This window comes from Corynebacterium simulans (genome assembly GCF_001586215.1).
Lineage (GTDB): Bacteria > Actinomycetota > Actinomycetes > Mycobacteriales > Mycobacteriaceae > Corynebacterium > Corynebacterium simulans.
On record NZ_CP014634.1, the window covers coordinates 1,467,303 to 1,482,457 of the forward strand.

General features: G+C 57.9%; 15 protein-coding genes. 8 read left to right on the forward strand and 7 right to left on the reverse strand.

Annotated features, from left to right (window positions below; translation table 11 throughout):
• Positions 1-514 precede the first annotated feature (514 nt).
• Genes rpmH through WM42_RS06965 form a run of 8 tightly spaced genes read left to right on the forward strand, consistent with a single transcriptional unit; the run spans position 515 to position 5,356 of the window.
• Positions 515-658: a 50S ribosomal protein L34 gene (gene rpmH, locus WM42_RS06935; RefSeq protein ID WP_005530694.1), complete on the forward strand. Its 144-nt coding sequence runs from the start codon at positions 515-517 to the stop codon at positions 656-658.
• A gap of 2 nt (positions 659-660) precedes the next feature.
• A complete protein-coding gene (rnpA, locus tag WM42_RS06940) occupies positions 661-1,020 on the forward strand; it encodes a ribonuclease P protein component (protein ID WP_062036513.1) in 360 nt (119 codons plus the stop codon).
• Positions 1,008-1,283, forward strand: a complete 276-nt coding sequence (gene yidD, locus WM42_RS12990; protein WP_201057347.1) for a membrane protein insertion efficiency factor YidD — start codon at positions 1,008-1,010, stop codon at positions 1,281-1,283. The genes rnpA and yidD overlap by 13 nt, the downstream gene beginning before the upstream one ends.
• A 9-nt stretch (positions 1,284-1,292) precedes the next feature.
• Positions 1,293-2,279 carry a membrane protein insertase YidC gene (gene yidC / locus WM42_RS06945; RefSeq protein WP_082787647.1) on the forward strand — a complete coding sequence of 329 codons (987 nt, stop codon included), beginning with the start codon at positions 1,293-1,295 and terminating at the stop codon, positions 2,277-2,279.
• A gap of 15 nt (positions 2,280-2,294) precedes the next feature.
• A complete protein-coding gene (gene rsmG, locus WM42_RS06950; RefSeq protein ID WP_062036515.1) occupies positions 2,295-2,903 on the forward strand; it encodes a 16S rRNA (guanine(527)-N(7))-methyltransferase RsmG in 609 nt (202 codons plus the stop codon).
• Positions 2,904-2,913: 10 nt separating this feature from the next.
• Positions 2,914-3,762 (forward strand): ParA family protein, encoded by an 849-nt coding sequence (locus WM42_RS06955; protein ID WP_062036517.1) that lies wholly within the window; start codon positions 2,914-2,916, stop codon positions 3,760-3,762.
• A gap of 8 nt (positions 3,763-3,770) precedes the next feature.
• Complete coding sequence (locus WM42_RS06960) at positions 3,771-4,781, forward strand: ParB/RepB/Spo0J family partition protein (protein ID WP_061925510.1); 1,011 nt, start codon at positions 3,771-3,773, stop codon at positions 4,779-4,781.
• Positions 4,781-5,356: a hypothetical protein gene (locus WM42_RS06965; protein ID WP_061925507.1), complete on the forward strand. Its 576-nt coding sequence runs from the start codon at positions 4,781-4,783 to the stop codon at positions 5,354-5,356. The genes WM42_RS06960 and WM42_RS06965 overlap by 1 nt, the downstream gene beginning before the upstream one ends.
• Here WM42_RS06965 and WM42_RS06970 read toward each other — a convergent pair.
• From WM42_RS06970 to murJ, 7 genes are all read right to left on the reverse strand, one after another.
• The gene (locus WM42_RS06970) at positions 5,353-6,534 is read right to left on the reverse strand and encodes an N-acetylmuramoyl-L-alanine amidase (protein ID WP_061925505.1); all 1,182 of its coding nucleotides are present in this window, start codon (positions 6,532-6,534) and stop codon (positions 5,353-5,355) included. The genes WM42_RS06965 and WM42_RS06970 overlap by 4 nt on opposite strands.
• A 62-nt stretch (positions 6,535-6,596) precedes the next feature.
• Positions 6,597-6,926: a thioredoxin gene (gene trxA / locus WM42_RS06975; protein ID WP_062036519.1), complete on the reverse strand. Its 330-nt coding sequence runs from the start codon at positions 6,924-6,926 to the stop codon at positions 6,597-6,599.
• A 5-nt stretch (positions 6,927-6,931) separates the two neighbouring features.
• Positions 6,932-7,858: a thioredoxin-disulfide reductase gene (gene trxB / locus WM42_RS06980; RefSeq protein WP_062036520.1), complete on the reverse strand. Its 927-nt coding sequence runs from the start codon at positions 7,856-7,858 to the stop codon at positions 6,932-6,934.
• 142 nt (positions 7,859-8,000) lie between these two features.
• On the reverse strand, positions 8,001-8,540 hold the full coding sequence (locus tag WM42_RS06985; protein ID WP_062036523.1) for a sigma-70 family RNA polymerase sigma factor: 540 nt from the start codon (positions 8,538-8,540) through the stop codon (positions 8,001-8,003).
• An 81-nt stretch (positions 8,541-8,621) separates the two neighbouring features.
• Complete coding sequence (gene pepN, locus WM42_RS06990) at positions 8,622-11,105, reverse strand: aminopeptidase N (protein WP_062036525.1); 2,484 nt, start codon at positions 11,103-11,105, stop codon at positions 8,622-8,624.
• 188 nt (positions 11,106-11,293) lie between these two features.
• Positions 11,294-11,821 carry a YceI family protein gene (locus WM42_RS06995; protein WP_062036527.1) on the reverse strand — a complete coding sequence of 176 codons (528 nt, stop codon included), beginning with the start codon at positions 11,819-11,821 and terminating at the stop codon, positions 11,294-11,296.
• Between the two features lie 157 nt (positions 11,822-11,978).
• Positions 11,979-15,155, reverse strand: coding sequence for a murein biosynthesis integral membrane protein MurJ (gene murJ / locus WM42_RS07000; RefSeq protein ID WP_062036529.1), 3,177 nt, complete (start codon positions 15,153-15,155; stop codon positions 11,979-11,981).

Here is a 15,155-nt window from a genome sequence, read left to right on the forward strand (position 1 = left end):
ACCTTGATCTCCACAGAGTTATCCACAGATGTGGAACAAATGTTTATCCACAGCCTAGTCGATGGCTGTGGATAACTATCAATCGGGTACTTTAGGCTATTTACCTGCTGGAATACAAAAAGTCTAAAGCTGAGATTTAGAGTTATTCACACCTTGTGGACGGCTGTGGAATTCGATTCTTTAGTTTTACCGCCGAGTTAGCGGGGCTGTCTAACGCTTTTCGGCGCTTGCATGGCGTGAACCTAAAATGCAAGCCGCCGTATGTGCTCTGACCCCGCAAAGTAGCCTTTTAGCTGCAGATAAAAACATCTTTGTAATTTTGGGTACACCCGGGTGTCGATTTGTTCAAGGCTGCATTCGTCACGTAATCTGTCATGGTCTATCGCAACAGAAGACGTTGCGCGTGAGTGTGAACCCACTCCCAAGGGTTGCTAACTACTCACATATCCATTCATCAGTGGAGCTGGGGGAATGACTTTCCCTGGGCTCCGCGCACAACTTCAAGGAGATAATCGTGGCAAAGGGTAAGCGTACCTTCCAGCCCAACAACCGTCGTCGCGCTCGTAAGCACGGCTTCCGCACCCGCATGAGCACCCGTGCAGGTCGCGCTATCGTCGCAGCTCGTCGTAAGAAGGGCCGCGCAAAGCTGTCGGCATAATCGTGCTTCCAGCCCAGCATAAGCTCACTTCGCCAGCGGAATTCCGCAGGACGATCAAGGGCGGCAAGCGGGCCGGTACACGTACGGTTGTTGTGCACTTTCGTAACAACGCCAGCCAAGACACCAAATTCGATATTGCGGCCGCCGGCCCAAGGTTCGGATTGGTTGTTTCAAAAGCCGTCGGGAATGCAGTGGTTCGCCACCGCACCTCCCGGCGGCTTCGGCATGTGTGCAGGTCCCTCTTTCCGGATCTTCCACCGACCGCAGATCTGGTTATCCGCGCGCTTCCCGCAAGCGCCACAGCGAGCAGTGAGCAATTAGAAAAAGACATCCGCAAGGCTCTGCGTAAATGCGGTATGTAAATTCTTCCGGTGCCGAAATCCCGGAAGCTAAGGGTGCGGCAAAACCGATGGTAAAAGCGGTGCGCTTCTACCAAAAGTATTTCTCACCCCTTAAGATGGTTTCCACCTGTCGTTTTGAACCGACTTGCAGTGCCTACGCCCTCGAAGCACTCTCCGTTCACGGAGCTATCAAAGGCGCCGGCATGGCCATCGCTAGGGTTTGCAAATGCGGCCCTTGGCATCCGGGCGGGTTTGATCCCGTACCCGGCACGAACAACAACTGAGGACTATCCTTGCTTAATATCATCTATTGGCCGATCTCGGCCGTCTTGTGGTTCTGGCACTGGCTTTTGAGCTTCGTGATGGATCCTTCTTTGGGAATCACGTGGATTCTCTCGATTGTCCTGCTGACGTGGACGCTCAAGGCCATCATGGTCAAGCCGACCATCACTCAGCTGCGCTCATCCCGCAAGATGCAGGAGATCCAGCCGCAAATCCAAGAGCTGCGTACCAAGTACGCGAATGACCAAACCAAGGCTGCGCAAGAGATGCAGCGCATCTACAAGGAATCTGGCGTTCGCCCGATGGCAGGCTGCCTGCCGATCTTCGCTCAGATCCCAATGTTTATTGGTCTGTTCCATGTTCTGCGCGCCTTCGACCGCACCATTCACACTGCGGGTGGCTTCGGTCACCCAGCTGATGAGCCAATGTCGGTGGAGGCTAACGCGAACACTGCGAACTACATCTTCAAGCCGGAATTGGTGCAGCAGTTCCTAGACGCCAAGATCTTTGGCGTTCCGCTGATTACCAACTTGCGCGTGAACTCGCCGATTCTGGATCAGCAGGGCATCACGACGTCGCAGGCAGCGGTCATCATCGTTCCGTTGATTGCCATCATTGCGGTTTTGACCCACTTCAATGCCCGTATGTCGCTCAACCGCCAGGAGGCACGCCGTGCTTCCGGTAAGACTCCGACCCCGCAAGGCCAGAACGCTGAGATGATGCAGCAGCAGATGGCAATCATGAACAAGATGATGCTGTGGGTCATGCCAGGCATGCTGGTCTTCTCCGGTGCTATTTGGCCTATTGGCTTGCTGTTCTACATGTTGGCCAACACCGTCTGGACCTTCTTCCAGACTCGCATCGTGTACAAGAAGATGGATGAGGAAGAGGAGCGAGAGGCAGCCGCCAAGGCAGAACTCAAGCGCACTTCCGCACCGAAGCCAGGTGTGCGCAAGAAGGACAACCGCACCAAGAAACAGCGCAAAAACAACAACTAAAAACAGGAGTTTCTAGTGTCCGATTTGGACCCGTCTGAAGTATTTGGCTCCCGCCTGCCACTCGCGCAGGCTTACCACGATTCGCTCGCTACAGACGGGTCCATTCGTGGTTTTATAGGCCCGCGCGAAGTCCCGCGCCTGTGGGAGCGCCATCTTCTCAACTGTGCCGTGATCGGCGATGTCATGCCGGAAGGCGCCCGCGTAATCGACGTCGGCAGTGGCGCAGGCCTCCCAGGCATCCCGCTGGCCATTGCGCGCCCAGATCTTGATATCACTCTGATCGAGCCGCTCCTAAAGCGCTCTAATTACCTGTCTGAGGTCAAGGAGCTGCTGGACCTAGATAACGTCACCGTCATCCGCGGCCGCGCCGAAGAAGGCCCAGTGAAAAAGGCCGTGAAGGGTGCAGACATTGTGACCTCTCGCGCCGTCGCGCCCTTGGGCAAGCTTGCCAAGTGGTCGCTGCCATTGGTCAAGGTGGGCGGCGAGATGATCGCTTTGAAGGGTGAGTCCGTGCATGAGGAGCTGGAGCGCGACGCAGCTGAGCTAAAGCGTGCTGGCGCAGGTAAAGCCGAGGTCATCACCATCAAGGGCACGACTATCATCCGTGTCCCCCGCGTGAACTAGAGTAGACGGCATGACTAATCCACGTCTTATCACCATCGCGAACCAGAAAGGCGGCGTCGGCAAGACCACGTCGGCTGTCAATCTAGCCGCGGCGCTTGCTGAGGCCGGCAAAAAAGTGTTGGTGATCGACCTGGACCCGCAGGGCAATGCCTCAACTGCGGTGGGCGCTGCTCATACCTCAGGCACTGATTCGAGCTACGAGGTCTTGCTGGGAGACCGCACTGCGGAGCAAGCAATGCAGCCGTCTCCTTCTAGCACCAATCTCTTCTGTATTCCCGCCACCATTGATCTGGCTGGCGCGGAGATCGAAATGGTCTCGCTGGTACGCCGTGAGTTTCGCCTTTATGACGCACTCCATAACGGCTTCCTTGAAGAGCACGGCTTCGAGTACGTCTTCATTGATTGCCCGCCTTCGCTGGGCCTTTTGACCATTAATGCCATGACCTGTGCCGAAGAGGTCATCATTCCTATCCAGTGCGAGTACTACGCACTGGAGGGCGTGGGCCAGCTGCTTGGCAACATCTCCATGATTCGTGAGCACCTCAACGAGGAACTACATATTTCCGCCGTTTTGCTCACCATGTATGACGCCCGCACCAAATTGGCAGAGCAAGTTGCCCATGAAGTGTGCGAACAATTCGGCGCCGTAGTTCTTGGTAATGTAATTCCGCGTTCGGTGCGCGTGTCTGAGGCGCCGGGTTACGGCAAGACTGTTATCTCCTATGATCCTTCTTCCACCGGTGCTAGGGCTTATTCGGCGGCGGCCCGCGAGCTCGATTCGCGCGGTGACTACCGCCCGCACCCCACCACTGGCGCCATCGGCGTTAGCCCAGAGATTTTCGCTGAATTGGAAGGATAAGTTTTAGCATGACGGAACAAAAGCAAGGTGGCCTCGGCAAGGGTCTTGCAGCACTTATCCCTTCTGGCCCCGATGCCCCATCCCGCAAGCCGCGCCTTGGTAACGATGCAGCAGATATCATCCTTGGCGCTGCTACCGGCGGTCCAACTGGTGATAAGCCCCGCGTGAAGGGCGCGCCAACCATTCCACAGGGCGCTAATAAGAAGCGTCAGGCAAAGCCTTCCGTGATCGGCGCTACCTACCGTGAGATCGCGGTCGGTGACATCATCCCTAACCCAAAGCAGCCGCGTACCGTCTTCGACGAAGAAGGCCTCGCAGAACTCGTTCACTCCATCAAGGAGTTCGGCCTGCTCCAGCCGGTCGTCGTGCGCCCGGCAGATGAGGGCGGCTTTGAGCTCATCATGGGTGAACGTCGTTGGCGTGCTTCCTCCAAGGCGGGGCTTGCCACCATTCCGGCCATCGTCCGCGATACCAAGGATGACAACCTCCTGCGCGATGCCTTGCTGGAGAACATCCACCGCGTGCAGCTTAATCCATTGGAAGAGGCACACGCCTACCAGCAGTTGCTGGAGGAATTCGGCGTCACCCAGAACGAGCTGGCTGACCGCCTCGGCCGTTCCCGCCCGCAGGTGACCAACATGATTCGCCTACTCAAGCTCCCGGTGAACGTGCAAAAGCGCGTCGCTGCTGGCACCTTATCCGGCGGCCATGCGCGTGCCCTGCTGGGCCTGCCCGATGCTGAGGCCATGGAGCTCATCGCCAACCGCATCATCGCAGAAGGCCTGTCCGTCCGTGCCACCGAGGAAGCGGTTACGCTGTACAAGAGGGGCGATAAGCCACAGGAGAAGAAGCCTGCTGCCCCGCAGCCACAGTACTTCACCGATTCCGCAGAGCGCCTGTCTGACCGCTTCGACACCAAGGTCACCGTCACCATGGGCAAGCGCAAGGGCAAGATGGTCGTCGAATTTGGCGATCAGGAAGATTTCGAGCGCATCCTTGGTCTCATCGAGGGCAAGTAATGCTCGTCGAGTCAGTCAAGGAAGGGGTAGAAATCAACCCCTTGGCGGCTCGTTCCATCTTTTGGGAGCTTGATACTGAGGTAACTGATCCCGCCTTCGAGAAAGAGGCGTGGATTTCCGCTGTGCTCCTAAGCGCCGGCGACTGTGGCCTAACGGTGGGCAACGAGGCTACGGTCTTCTTCTGCCCCGCTGATTATGCCCCTGGGGCGTCCAAGCTGCCTACCGCTCCCGTGAGCCAGGACGCAGCTTTGCTGTCCTCATTGTTTGTGAAATCCCATCGCGCGGCACGTGGCTTGGAAGCGGTGCTTCTCGACGCCGCGATTATGAACCTTTCCTCGCGTGAGTTCAGCGCGGTAGAAGCCTTTGGCTACCGCGACGCAAAAGAGGCAGAGTTTCTATTACGCGAAAAACCCGCCTTCATCGGGCTTCTGTCAGTAGAAACCTTAGAATCGGCGGGTTTTATGGTGGTCCAAGACCACCCCGTTACTCCACGGCTGCGCCTGGATCTCCCACCAGCCTTCGACCTACTCTCGGCCGCTGCGGTAGAAGATCTGCTAGCAAAAGCTTTGGCTTAAGCCTCCTCGGCGCGCAGCAGCTCCGAGAACTTATAGGTGCCGGTGACAGCATCGTCATCATCGAGCAGGTAGAGGCGCTTTACAGAAACCACGATTGCTTCTGCAATATCATCGCGCTTGGCCGACGTAGTAAGCACTTCTACGTCACCAGGGTTGGTGAGATAGCCCAAGACAACCTGGACTACTGGCATCTGCGTCAGACGCAAAAGATCCCAGGTGCGGCCGTGGTTCCAGCAGTTCTGCAGTGGCGTGCGAGCCACGATCTCGCGCTGGATGAAACCAGAAAGAGTCTCACCAATGAGCGAGGAGCTGCCGATCTCCGAACCAAAGTAGAAGGTGGCAATGCCATTGGCCTTCTCGTTTGGATAGCGGTCACAAGCCAAAGAGATAACCAGATCGGCGTCGAAGGCGTTTGCCAGATCCGCACGGTCCTTGACAGAAGGATTATCGGTACGTGGACGCGAGATGATGGTTTCCATGCCCGCTGCAATCATGCGTCCGGCCACGCGCTCTGCCAAGTCCCACAGAAGCTCTTCTTCGGTGACGTCACCAAAGCGGCCCTTGACCTTGATGCCCTTCTCGGCACCGCCTAAGGCAGGGTCGATGACCACGCGCTTGCCTGCAAGCTGTGGGCCGGCGTTGCGGACACGCTCGCGCTCTTGGATGTTGTGTGCGGAACCGCCGGTGATGCGGCGGCCCAGCAGATTAAGAGCGTTGATCGTGGTCGGACCACACACACCGTCTTTCTGGAGACCGCTGTTGAGCTGGTATTCCATGAGTGCGGCGTGAGTATCGGGACCGAAGTGGCCATCCACTCGGTTCTGGTAGAAACCGAGTTCTTGAAGTTGCTGCTGAAGTTGTGCGACATCGTCGCCAACTAAAACGTTGCCCGGCTCGTACGTGAGTACGCGCGCGCCCAAGCTATAAGAAGCCTGGCGCAGCTCACGAAGGGTAAGGTCATCGATTACGCCGGTGGGCACAATGCCGCGGGACTGCTGAAAGGCCTTGATGACCTCAGAGAGTTCGGCGTCGAATACTTTTTCCGTCTCGGAATACTTTTGTTGCTTCCAATCGGACAGTGCGCCCCGGTAATCCTTCATGAGGCCGAGACGGGCGAGGGTTGCACGTGCTTCGGCGACGCGGACACTTTGGTCACCGACCTGCAAAACGCGATTCACACCTACCCCTTTTCTCGTGTTAAAACTGTGCGCCCTGTGACGCATGTGAATAAGGCTACCAGTTAGAGCTGCTTTTGAATTTGTGCCACGATGTCCGGCTTGGAACGCAGGCCGACAAATTCGTCGACCTTCTCGCCGTTGCGGAAAATCAGCACAGAAGGAATCGACATGATCTGGAACATGCCGCCCAGAGTGCGCTCCTCGTCGACATTAACCTTTACGACGGAAACATCCTCGCCCAACTCGCTGGCGACCTCATCCAAAATTGGGGAAAGCTTCTTGCATGGACCACACCATTCAGCCCAGAAGTCCACGACGACAGGCTTGGATGCCGAAGCCTCAACGACGTCAGTACGGAAGGTATCCGTGGTTACGCTTTTTACGTTGCTCATGATTATTAAACGCTTTCTGCGAGGAAGTGTTCCGCATCGATTGCTGCGCGGCAGCCGGAGCCTGCCGCGGTAATAGCCTGCTGGTAATGGTCATCAACCAAGTCGCCGCAGGCGAAGACGCCCGGCAGGTTGGTCTTGGTGGAAGGCTGCTCAACGACGACGTAGCCGCCCTCGTTGAGCTCAACCTGGCCTTCCAGGAAGGCGGAGCGTGGATCGTGGCCGATGGCAACGAACATCGCGGTGACGTCCAGTGTGGAGACCTCACCGGTGATGGCGTCCTTGATCTCCAGGCCGGCAACCTTGCCCTCGCCCTCGAGAACGCGCTCTACGGTCTTGTTGGTAGCCCACTTGATCTGTGGATTGGCCTTTGCGCGCTCCAGCATGATCTTGGAAGCTCGGAAGTTCTCGGAGCGGTGAATGATGGTTACGGTCTCTGCGAACTTGGTGAGGAAGGTTGCCTCTTCCATTGCAGAGTCACCACCGCCAACGACGGCGATGTTGTGGCCCTTGAAGAAGAAGCCGTCACAGGTAGCGCAGGCAGAAACGCCGCGGCCAGCTAGCTCGGCCTCACCCGGGATGCCCAGGTAACGCGGTGCTGCGCCGGTGGCAAGAATGACGGTTCGAGCTTCGAAGACCTCGTCTCCAACGTGCAGCTTCTTGATATTCCCTGCCAGCTCGACAGAGTCAACAACTTCCATGCGCAGGTCCGCGCCGAAGCGGATGGCCTGGGAACGCATTTCTTCCATGAGCTCTGGGCCCATGATGCCTTTCTGGAAGCCTGGGTAGTTCTCCACCTCGGTGGTGTTCATGAGTTCGCCGCCGTACTCGAAGCCCTCGAAGACGATCGGCTTCAGTTCAGCGCGTGCGGCGTAAAGCGCCGCGGTGTAACCGGCAGGGCCGGAGCCTACGATGGCGACATCGTGGACGGTCATTAAAAACTCCCTTGCAATGTTTTGCTGGATTAACCCCACAAATCCTACCCGCGCCATGGTTAAATTCGGGTATCAGAAACGGGGTTGATGCTTAAACGTGACCTGTCCTGCAACGCTAAATATCGCAGGCTTATTTCCTTATTTAGGCCATGGCCTTGCGTAACACGCTACGTGCGCGGGCTCTACGGGATTTGATAGTACCTGGCGCTACTCCCTGCGCTGCGGCGACTTCGGCGATGCCATAGCCTTCAATGTCGGTCCAATACAGGGCGTCGCGCTGGTCTTGGCGCAGCAGCTCTAGGGCTTCGCGGACTGCCAGTTTGTCATCCAAGAACTCGTTCGGGTTATGCGCAAGCAGATGGTTGCGGTCATCATCGATGAAGTCCACATCGAGAGAAGAATTTTGCTGGTTGGAGCGATGCTTAACGTAGTCATAACCACAATTCATGACCAGTCGATGCAGCCAAGTAGAAAGCGCTGACTTGCGCCGGTACTTGTGCAGATTGCAGCTGGCGCGAAGCAGGGCTTCCTGGACGACGTCCTGCGCATCGGTGTCGTTGTGCGTATAACGGCGCGCCACAGTTGTAAGGCGGGCGCGGTGCCTTTCTACTATGACGGAAAAGGCTTTGTTATCCCCCTCGATGAAAGCCTCAACCAATTCATGATCACTGCGTTCAGACATGTAGATTCCCCCCGGATCAACAAGTATGTGAACCTGTTTTAACCGAGGGGAATCTAGTCGCGCTAGCGAACTGTGTCTTTCCTATTGACCACTTTTGACCCGCAGCGTGCGGCGCAAGTGATCCTGGCATTCGAGCAGCACGCGGCGCAGGGCACGTGGACGCTCAATGCGCAGGAACTCGTCCGTCGCGGCGTCTGCCATAGGCAGCTCTGGGTAGAGCCCACGGACGAGACGGTTCGCGATTTCGATCGGATGCTCCTGCCAGATCTTGTCCAAGACCGTGAAGAACTCTTCGGCGAAAGGCTCGGTGAGCTGCTTCGAACGTGGCGCGTTGAAAGCGGCAAGCAGGGAATCGACCTCGGCATTCGAGTAAGCGCCAGGTCGCAGGACCATATCAAAGACCTCGCGCTTGTCCCCTGGGAAGGAACGGGATACGCCGAGGTACGCCGCTGCACCGGTCAGCGTGTTATCGCGCTGCTTTTCTTCTTCCAGCTCCTCCTTCGTCACTGCCTCACGGGCTGCGAGCGCACGCAGCGCGGCCCAGCGAATATCGGGATCCGTGGCGTCGTCAAGCACTGCACGCAGGCGCTCGTTGGTGTCCTCCGGGCTGTCACCGAGCGCCGCGATGGCCGCGCGCGTGAGCAGCAGGTGGGTATCGGTACCTTTTTCTGCGTCCTGCAGCAGCTGCCAAATGTGGTTGGCAAAGTCGGGTGATTCCGGCAGATAATGGTTAACGGCGTACTGCGCATTGTTCAGGGCCGTGGCCAGCAGTGACGGTGACTCCCCTACTGCGTGCCGCAGTACGGTGTCGACGTAGTTTTGAGCCGGCCATTCGCCATCGCGCGTGAGGTTCCACAGGGAGGTCCAGATGACGGCGCGGGAAAGCTCATCCTCAATCGCAGAGAGCTTGTCTTGGATGGTGGCAAGCGAGGTTTCGTCGAAGCGCACCTTGGCATAGGTGTGGTCGCCATCGTTAAGCAGCAGCAATGCGGGTGCTGCCAGGCCAGAGGCGGCATCGACAATGGTGCGCGGGCCGGCGACATCGACGTCGAGGACCGCGTACTTGTTGAGATCGGCGTCGAAAAGCGCGGCGTTGAGGCGGTGCGGGCGTGTTTCATCCTCGGCCTCGGCGAGCACGGCCAACTCCGTGATTTTTTCTCCTTCTACGTGCAGCTGCGGGGTCAGGGTGTCTGGACCCCAGGTCTTGAGCCATGCCGCAGACCACGCGTCGAGATCGCGCTCGGTGTGGTTTTTCAGCGCGTCCAGGAGATCGTCGAAGGTCGCAGCGCCGAAAGCATGGGCCTGGAAGTAGTCCTGCGCGCCCGCATAGAAGTTCTCACGGCCGACGTAGTGCACCAATTGCTTGAGTACGGAAGCGCCCTTGGCATAGGTGATGCCGTCGAAGTTTTGGCGCGCGGCATCCACGTCCGGGATATCGGCCTTGATGGGGTGCGTGGTGGGCAGCTGATCCTGCAGGTAGGCCCAGTTCTTGCGCTGGCCTGCGAAGTTCGCCCACGCCTCGGTGTACTCGGTGGCCTCGACGGAGGAATCCGCGCCCATGAACTCCGCGAATGACTCTTTGAGCCAGAGATCATCCCACCACTTCGGTGTCACGAGATCGCCGAACCACATGTGCGACATCTCGTGCAGGATCGTGTTGGTGCGGCCCGCATGCTGGGCACGGGTGGCCTGGGAGCGGAAGAGGTAGGTCTCGGTGAAGGTCACCAGGCCCGGGTTCTCCATCGCACCCAGGTTGTACTCCGGCACAAAGATGGAATCGTACTTGCCCCACGGATACGGGAACTTGTACGCCTGGTGGAAGAAATCCATGCCTTGTGCAGTGATTTCTAGGATCTCATCGTCGAGGTACTGTTCCATCGACGCACGTGCGAAGGCGCGCAGCTGCGCGCTTAGGGTGCCATCCGGCGCGTTCCAAGTGCGCTGCTTGGACACGTAGGGCCCTGCGGCAAAGGAGGTCAGGTAGGTAGAAAGCAGCGGAGTGGATGCGAAGGTGACGCTCACGGAATCGCCGGACTCGCTGCGGTTTTCCTCCGGCTGGTTCGAAAGCAGCTGCCAGCCTGTTGGGCCGCTCAACGTTACCGTGAAATTCGCCTTGAGATCCGGCTGATCGAAGCATGGGAAGATGCGGCGGGCGTCGGAAGGCTCAAGGTGCGAGTAAAGGTAGGTATTCCCATCGGCCTGATCCTGCATGCGGTGCAGGCCCTGACCGGTGCGCGAATAGCGTGAGGAGCCCGTGATCTCCACGCTGATCTCCTCGCCTACCGGAAGATCGCGCAGGTAGATGCGCCCACCATCAAAGGTATTTTCCACCTCCGTGCCGTTTAGCCGCACGGAACGGACCTTATCGCCCAAGTAATCCACGAAGGTCTCAGGTGCGTTAGTCGTAAAGGTGATGCGGGAAGTTACCTCAAATGTCTCCGCCGAGGTAGGCGCGCTGTTGACATCAAGGTGCAAGTGATAAGCGGAAATCTGCAGCGCCGCACTGCGGGCCTGCGCTTCAGCCTGTGTGAGGTTCGCGGTTTTGCGGGAGGTCGTGTTAGCCATGTCGCTTATTTTAGGGATTGCCGTGCCCCGCGACTCCGTTTTTATCTGCTTGGTCTGATTGTTTCGGTTTGGCGGGTGCAAGGACCTTGTGGGCGCATGACTAAACCCCAACATCGACCGCACTTTGGGCGCGCTATCGGTGATGGGGTTTATGGCTGGTAGCCGGGCCAAATCTGGCCGCAAATTTTTTACTGCTTGATGGCGGAGATCTCGAGCTCGATCTTGATCTCCTCGGAGACCAGCACGCCGCCGGTCTTCAGCGGTGCGTTGAAGTCGATGCCGAAGTCGGTGCGGTTGATCTTGGTGGCTGCCTCGAAGCCGAAGCGGGTGTTGCCGAATGGATCCTCTGCCAGGCCCTCTGCCTCGACGTTCAGGGTGACCGGCTTGGTGGTGCCCTTGATGGTGAGGTCACCTGTAACGGTGCCGTTGCCAGTCTCGTCAACGTCAAAGGAGGTAGCGCTAAAGGTCAGCTCTGGGTACTGCTCGACGCTGAAGAAGTCATCGCCCCTAACGTGTGCGTCGCGGTCCTCGTTGCCGGTGTTGATGGAAGCGGCCTTGATGGTGGCCTCCGCCTTGGAATCGGCGATGTTCTCAGCGACGGTGATGGTGCCCTCGAACTCGTCGAACTTGCCGCGGGTCTTGGTGACCATTGCGTGGCGAGCTACGAAGCCGATGGTGGAGTGTGCTGGGTCGATTGCGTAAGTGCCTGCGAACATGGTGTCCTCCTAAAAAGTTTCGCTTTTGTTGATGTGACAACATTGATTCTAGTTGCCGTCTTGAAATAGTCAACGCTTTAAGTAAAACTACTATTTCCAAAAACAAACGCCATCATGCCTAAGCAGGCATGATGGCGCTATTTAGAAGTGAATAAAATTATGGCAATCCAACGACTTGCATCTCTGAGACGGCCGTCTTGCCGTCAAACATGATGAGCACGCCGTCGAAGCCCTCCTGGACCTTCTCTAATTCGATGTCCTGCTTGGAAGAGCTCAGCTTACCTTCGGCCAGCTCGGTGCCCTCTGGGTCCTTTGGATCGAAGTCGGCCATGTCGACGCCATAAACCGTGAACTTATTTCCCGTGGCGCCGTAGTGGCTCAGCTGCAGCACGTGCAACTGCGTTTTCTTCTCAAGGGTGACCAGCGCGCCTTCTTCCACGTTGACGCGGTCAGCTGTCTTGCCATCAATGAGCGCCTTCTGCGGCTTATTATCCGGAACCGTGAAGGCTTCCTTTTCCTTCAGCAACACGGGCGGCGTATTCGGGAAGCTCGTTACCGAAGTCGAAGGCTTCGACACTGGCGAGTCATCGCCCACCAGGGACATGATCCACGCCGTCAGCGCCGCCATCAACACCACGAAGACCGTGGCAAAGACGCCCAGCACAATCGCGCCCGATCCCGAGTAGCCGCGGCCGCCGAAGCCTGGGATGGCCTCTGGTTGTTCAACCTTTTCTTCCGGAACGTCGAGCTTGTGGACCTCAGGTGCTTCGCCCTCGCCTTCGAGCTCCGCGTCCTCCTTGGCGAACTCCTCAAGCTTCTGCGCGCGCTCGGCCAGTCCGTCTTCGGAATCGGCAATTTCTTGCAGTTCGCTGGAACCCGCGGCCTCGGTCAACAACGTGATCGTGGAGTTGATTCCATCGAGGTCGGTTTCTTCCGTGTTACGCTCCAGCACAGCGGGGAAAGCCAGCTTTGCGACGCCGTCGGTACCGATCTGCACGCGGCTGCGGTTGTCCAGACCCAACACCAAGCCGTTTTCGTGGGCCGTAGCGATATCAGCAACCAGCGGAGCCAGAGCACGTGCGACGGCCTTTGGATCCAGGTTGTGGTCTTCTGCAACCGTCTTCAACGGCGTGCCCTCAATCCAGTCAGCCACTACGAGGCAGCCCTGACGATAGGACAGGATCTTGATGTTTGATGCAATCGCCGAAAGATGAAGCTCGCTGAGCTTGCGGGTATTGCGGGAGATCTCAGCCGAGCGGCGGGCAGCTACCGCCGGGGTGGCCGGTGCCAGCGGAGCCTCACCAGTGGTGTCCACGAAAGTCAGGGAGACGAGCCTGCCAGAGGACTGTTCGCGGGCCTTCCAGAAGCGGGCACCGGGGACGGAGCCGTAGTCTTTCAACAAGCGGAAGCGGCCATCAGAGACCGGAGCGCCCGGCACCAGGCTCGGGCCGCGGACAATGCCAGCAGACATCGGTGGCGGAACCGGCGAGGAGTTGAATGCGTCTGCCGTGTAGACCGGCTGAATCTCTCGCACCTCCGGTTCTTCGATCTCGATAGCTTCGGCGTGCTCGATCTTGATGATCTTCGACATGCCCGGAATGCGCTGCAGCTGGCGGCCCAAGTTGATGACTTCTGGCAGTCCGGAGCGCGAAAGCACGATGCCGGCCACGACCACGAATACAACGCCCAGGAAGGCTACTTCGAGCAAGTAGACGATGGAAGGAATGCTGTCCGGCAAGACTAGGTTGAAGCACCAGTGGAGGGCGATTGCTGCGAGCAAGCCAATGCCACCGGCCAGGGTGGACCAGATGACGGTGGTGCGCAGTTCGCGGCCGCCCAGGCTGCCCAGCTTGCGCTTAAGCAGGAAGCCGCCGATGACCGCACCGGAGAGGAAGCCGAAGCCGTTCGCAGTACCCAGCAGGATTACTACGCGGTCGGTGGAATCAGCGACCATCGGAGCAAGCAGGGTCAGCGCGATCTTGGTGGCCGTAATGCCGGCGATGATGAAGGTCGGCGTCCAGGTTTCCTCACGGGCGTAGAAGACGCGCAGGTGCAACAGTACGAGCGCATAAGGAATGAGCGTGAACGCGGAGAAGCTAATAGTCAGGCCGAGCTGCTCTGCGCTCGATGCGCCATAAGCGCCGTATTGGAACAGCGCGCGGGCGATTGGAATACCGAAGCCGGTCATGAAGATGACGATCGGAATAAGAGCGATAAGCGTCAGCTTCGAACCCAGCGTGAGATCGCGAACCACGGCTTCGACATCGCCGTCTGCTGCGTTGCGCGAAAGTCGCGGCATGATGGCGGTCAGCAGCGTGACGCCGATGACGCCATAAGGCACCTGCAGCATTAGCCATGCGTTCTGATAGACCAACATCGCGCCGCGGTCGGCGTAGGAAGCTACCTGGGAAGTGACAATGTAGCCGGCCTGGGAAATGGCAACGTAGACAATAATCGCCAACGCCATTCCGCCGAACTGCTTGATGCGGTGATCGATTCCCCACTTCGGGCGCAGATCGATCTTGGCCTTAACCAGATAGGGAACCAAGATGAGGCACTGGACTACCACGCCCAACGTGGTGCCCAAGCCAAGCAAGATGACGTGCTTATCTGTCACGGGGGAAGCTGCCGTCGGATCCAGCTCACCCGGCAGCAAGCGGTACATCAACAGCACTGTAATGGAAATGACGTTGTTGATAACCGGTGCCCAAGCGCCCGGCCCGAATACATTCTTCGTATTCAGGATCGCCTGGAAGAGCGCGAATAGACCATAGAAGAGGATCTGTGGAAGCAACAGATACGCCATCGATGTGGCCTGGAAGGCATTAACTTTACTGTCTTCCGGGACCATCAATCTGGTAATCAGTGGCGCGAAAACGATCGACAAAATCGTCACCACCGCAAGTATCGACATCGCCAGGGTAAACAGCCTTCTCACGAAGGTTCTGCCGTTATCCGAATCTTCCTTTTCGGCACGAACCAAAACTGGAACCACCAAAGAAGTCAGCACGGCGCCCAGGACAATCTCAGTAATGAGGTTAGGGATCTGGTTTGCCGTACCGAAGGCAGTTCCGACTACTTCGCCGAGGGTTGCGCCAATGAGCATCTGACGTAGGAAGCCAGTGATGCGCGAAAATAGCGTGGCAATCGCCATGGTGCCTGTCGCGCGGACAATCGAGCTATTGGAGTCTGTCTCCTGCTCGTGGTGAGAGCCACGCAGTGTCGACTTGTCTTCTTCTGGAACGACCTGGACGGGTTCGATCCGTTTCTCCGGGACAGGTGCCGGTGGCGTCGGCGTCACGATGCGACGGCGGGAGCCATATTCATTAGTCAT

Coding starts and splice junctions, on each gene's coding strand:
- trxA (WP_062036519.1), bottom strand. CDS start 6,926: ATGAGCAACGTAAAAAGCGTAACCACGGATACCTTCCGTACTGACGTC.
- WM42_RS06995 (WP_062036527.1), bottom strand. CDS start 11,821: ATGTTCGCAGGCACTTACGCAATCGACCCAGCACACTCCACCATCGGC.
- WM42_RS06955 (WP_062036517.1), top strand. CDS start 2,914: ATGACTAATCCACGTCTTATCACCATCGCGAACCAGAAAGGCGGCGTC.
- WM42_RS06965 (WP_061925507.1), top strand. CDS start 4,781: ATGCTCGTCGAGTCAGTCAAGGAAGGGGTAGAAATCAACCCCTTGGCG.
- WM42_RS06985 (WP_062036523.1), bottom strand. CDS start 8,540: ATGTCTGAACGCAGTGATCATGAATTGGTTGAGGCTTTCATCGAGGGG.
- murJ (WP_062036529.1), bottom strand. CDS start 15,155: ATGACTAATGAATATGGCTCCCGCCGTCGCATCGTGACGCCGACGCCA.
- trxB (WP_062036520.1), bottom strand. CDS start 7,858: ATGACCGTCCACGATGTCGCCATCGTAGGCTCCGGCCCTGCCGGTTAC.
- WM42_RS06960 (WP_061925510.1), top strand. CDS start 3,771: ATGACGGAACAAAAGCAAGGTGGCCTCGGCAAGGGTCTTGCAGCACTT.
- yidD (WP_201057347.1), top strand. CDS start 1,008: ATGCGGTATGTAAATTCTTCCGGTGCCGAAATCCCGGAAGCTAAGGGT.
- pepN (WP_062036525.1), bottom strand. CDS start 11,105: ATGGCTAACACGACCTCCCGCAAAACCGCGAACCTCACACAGGCTGAA.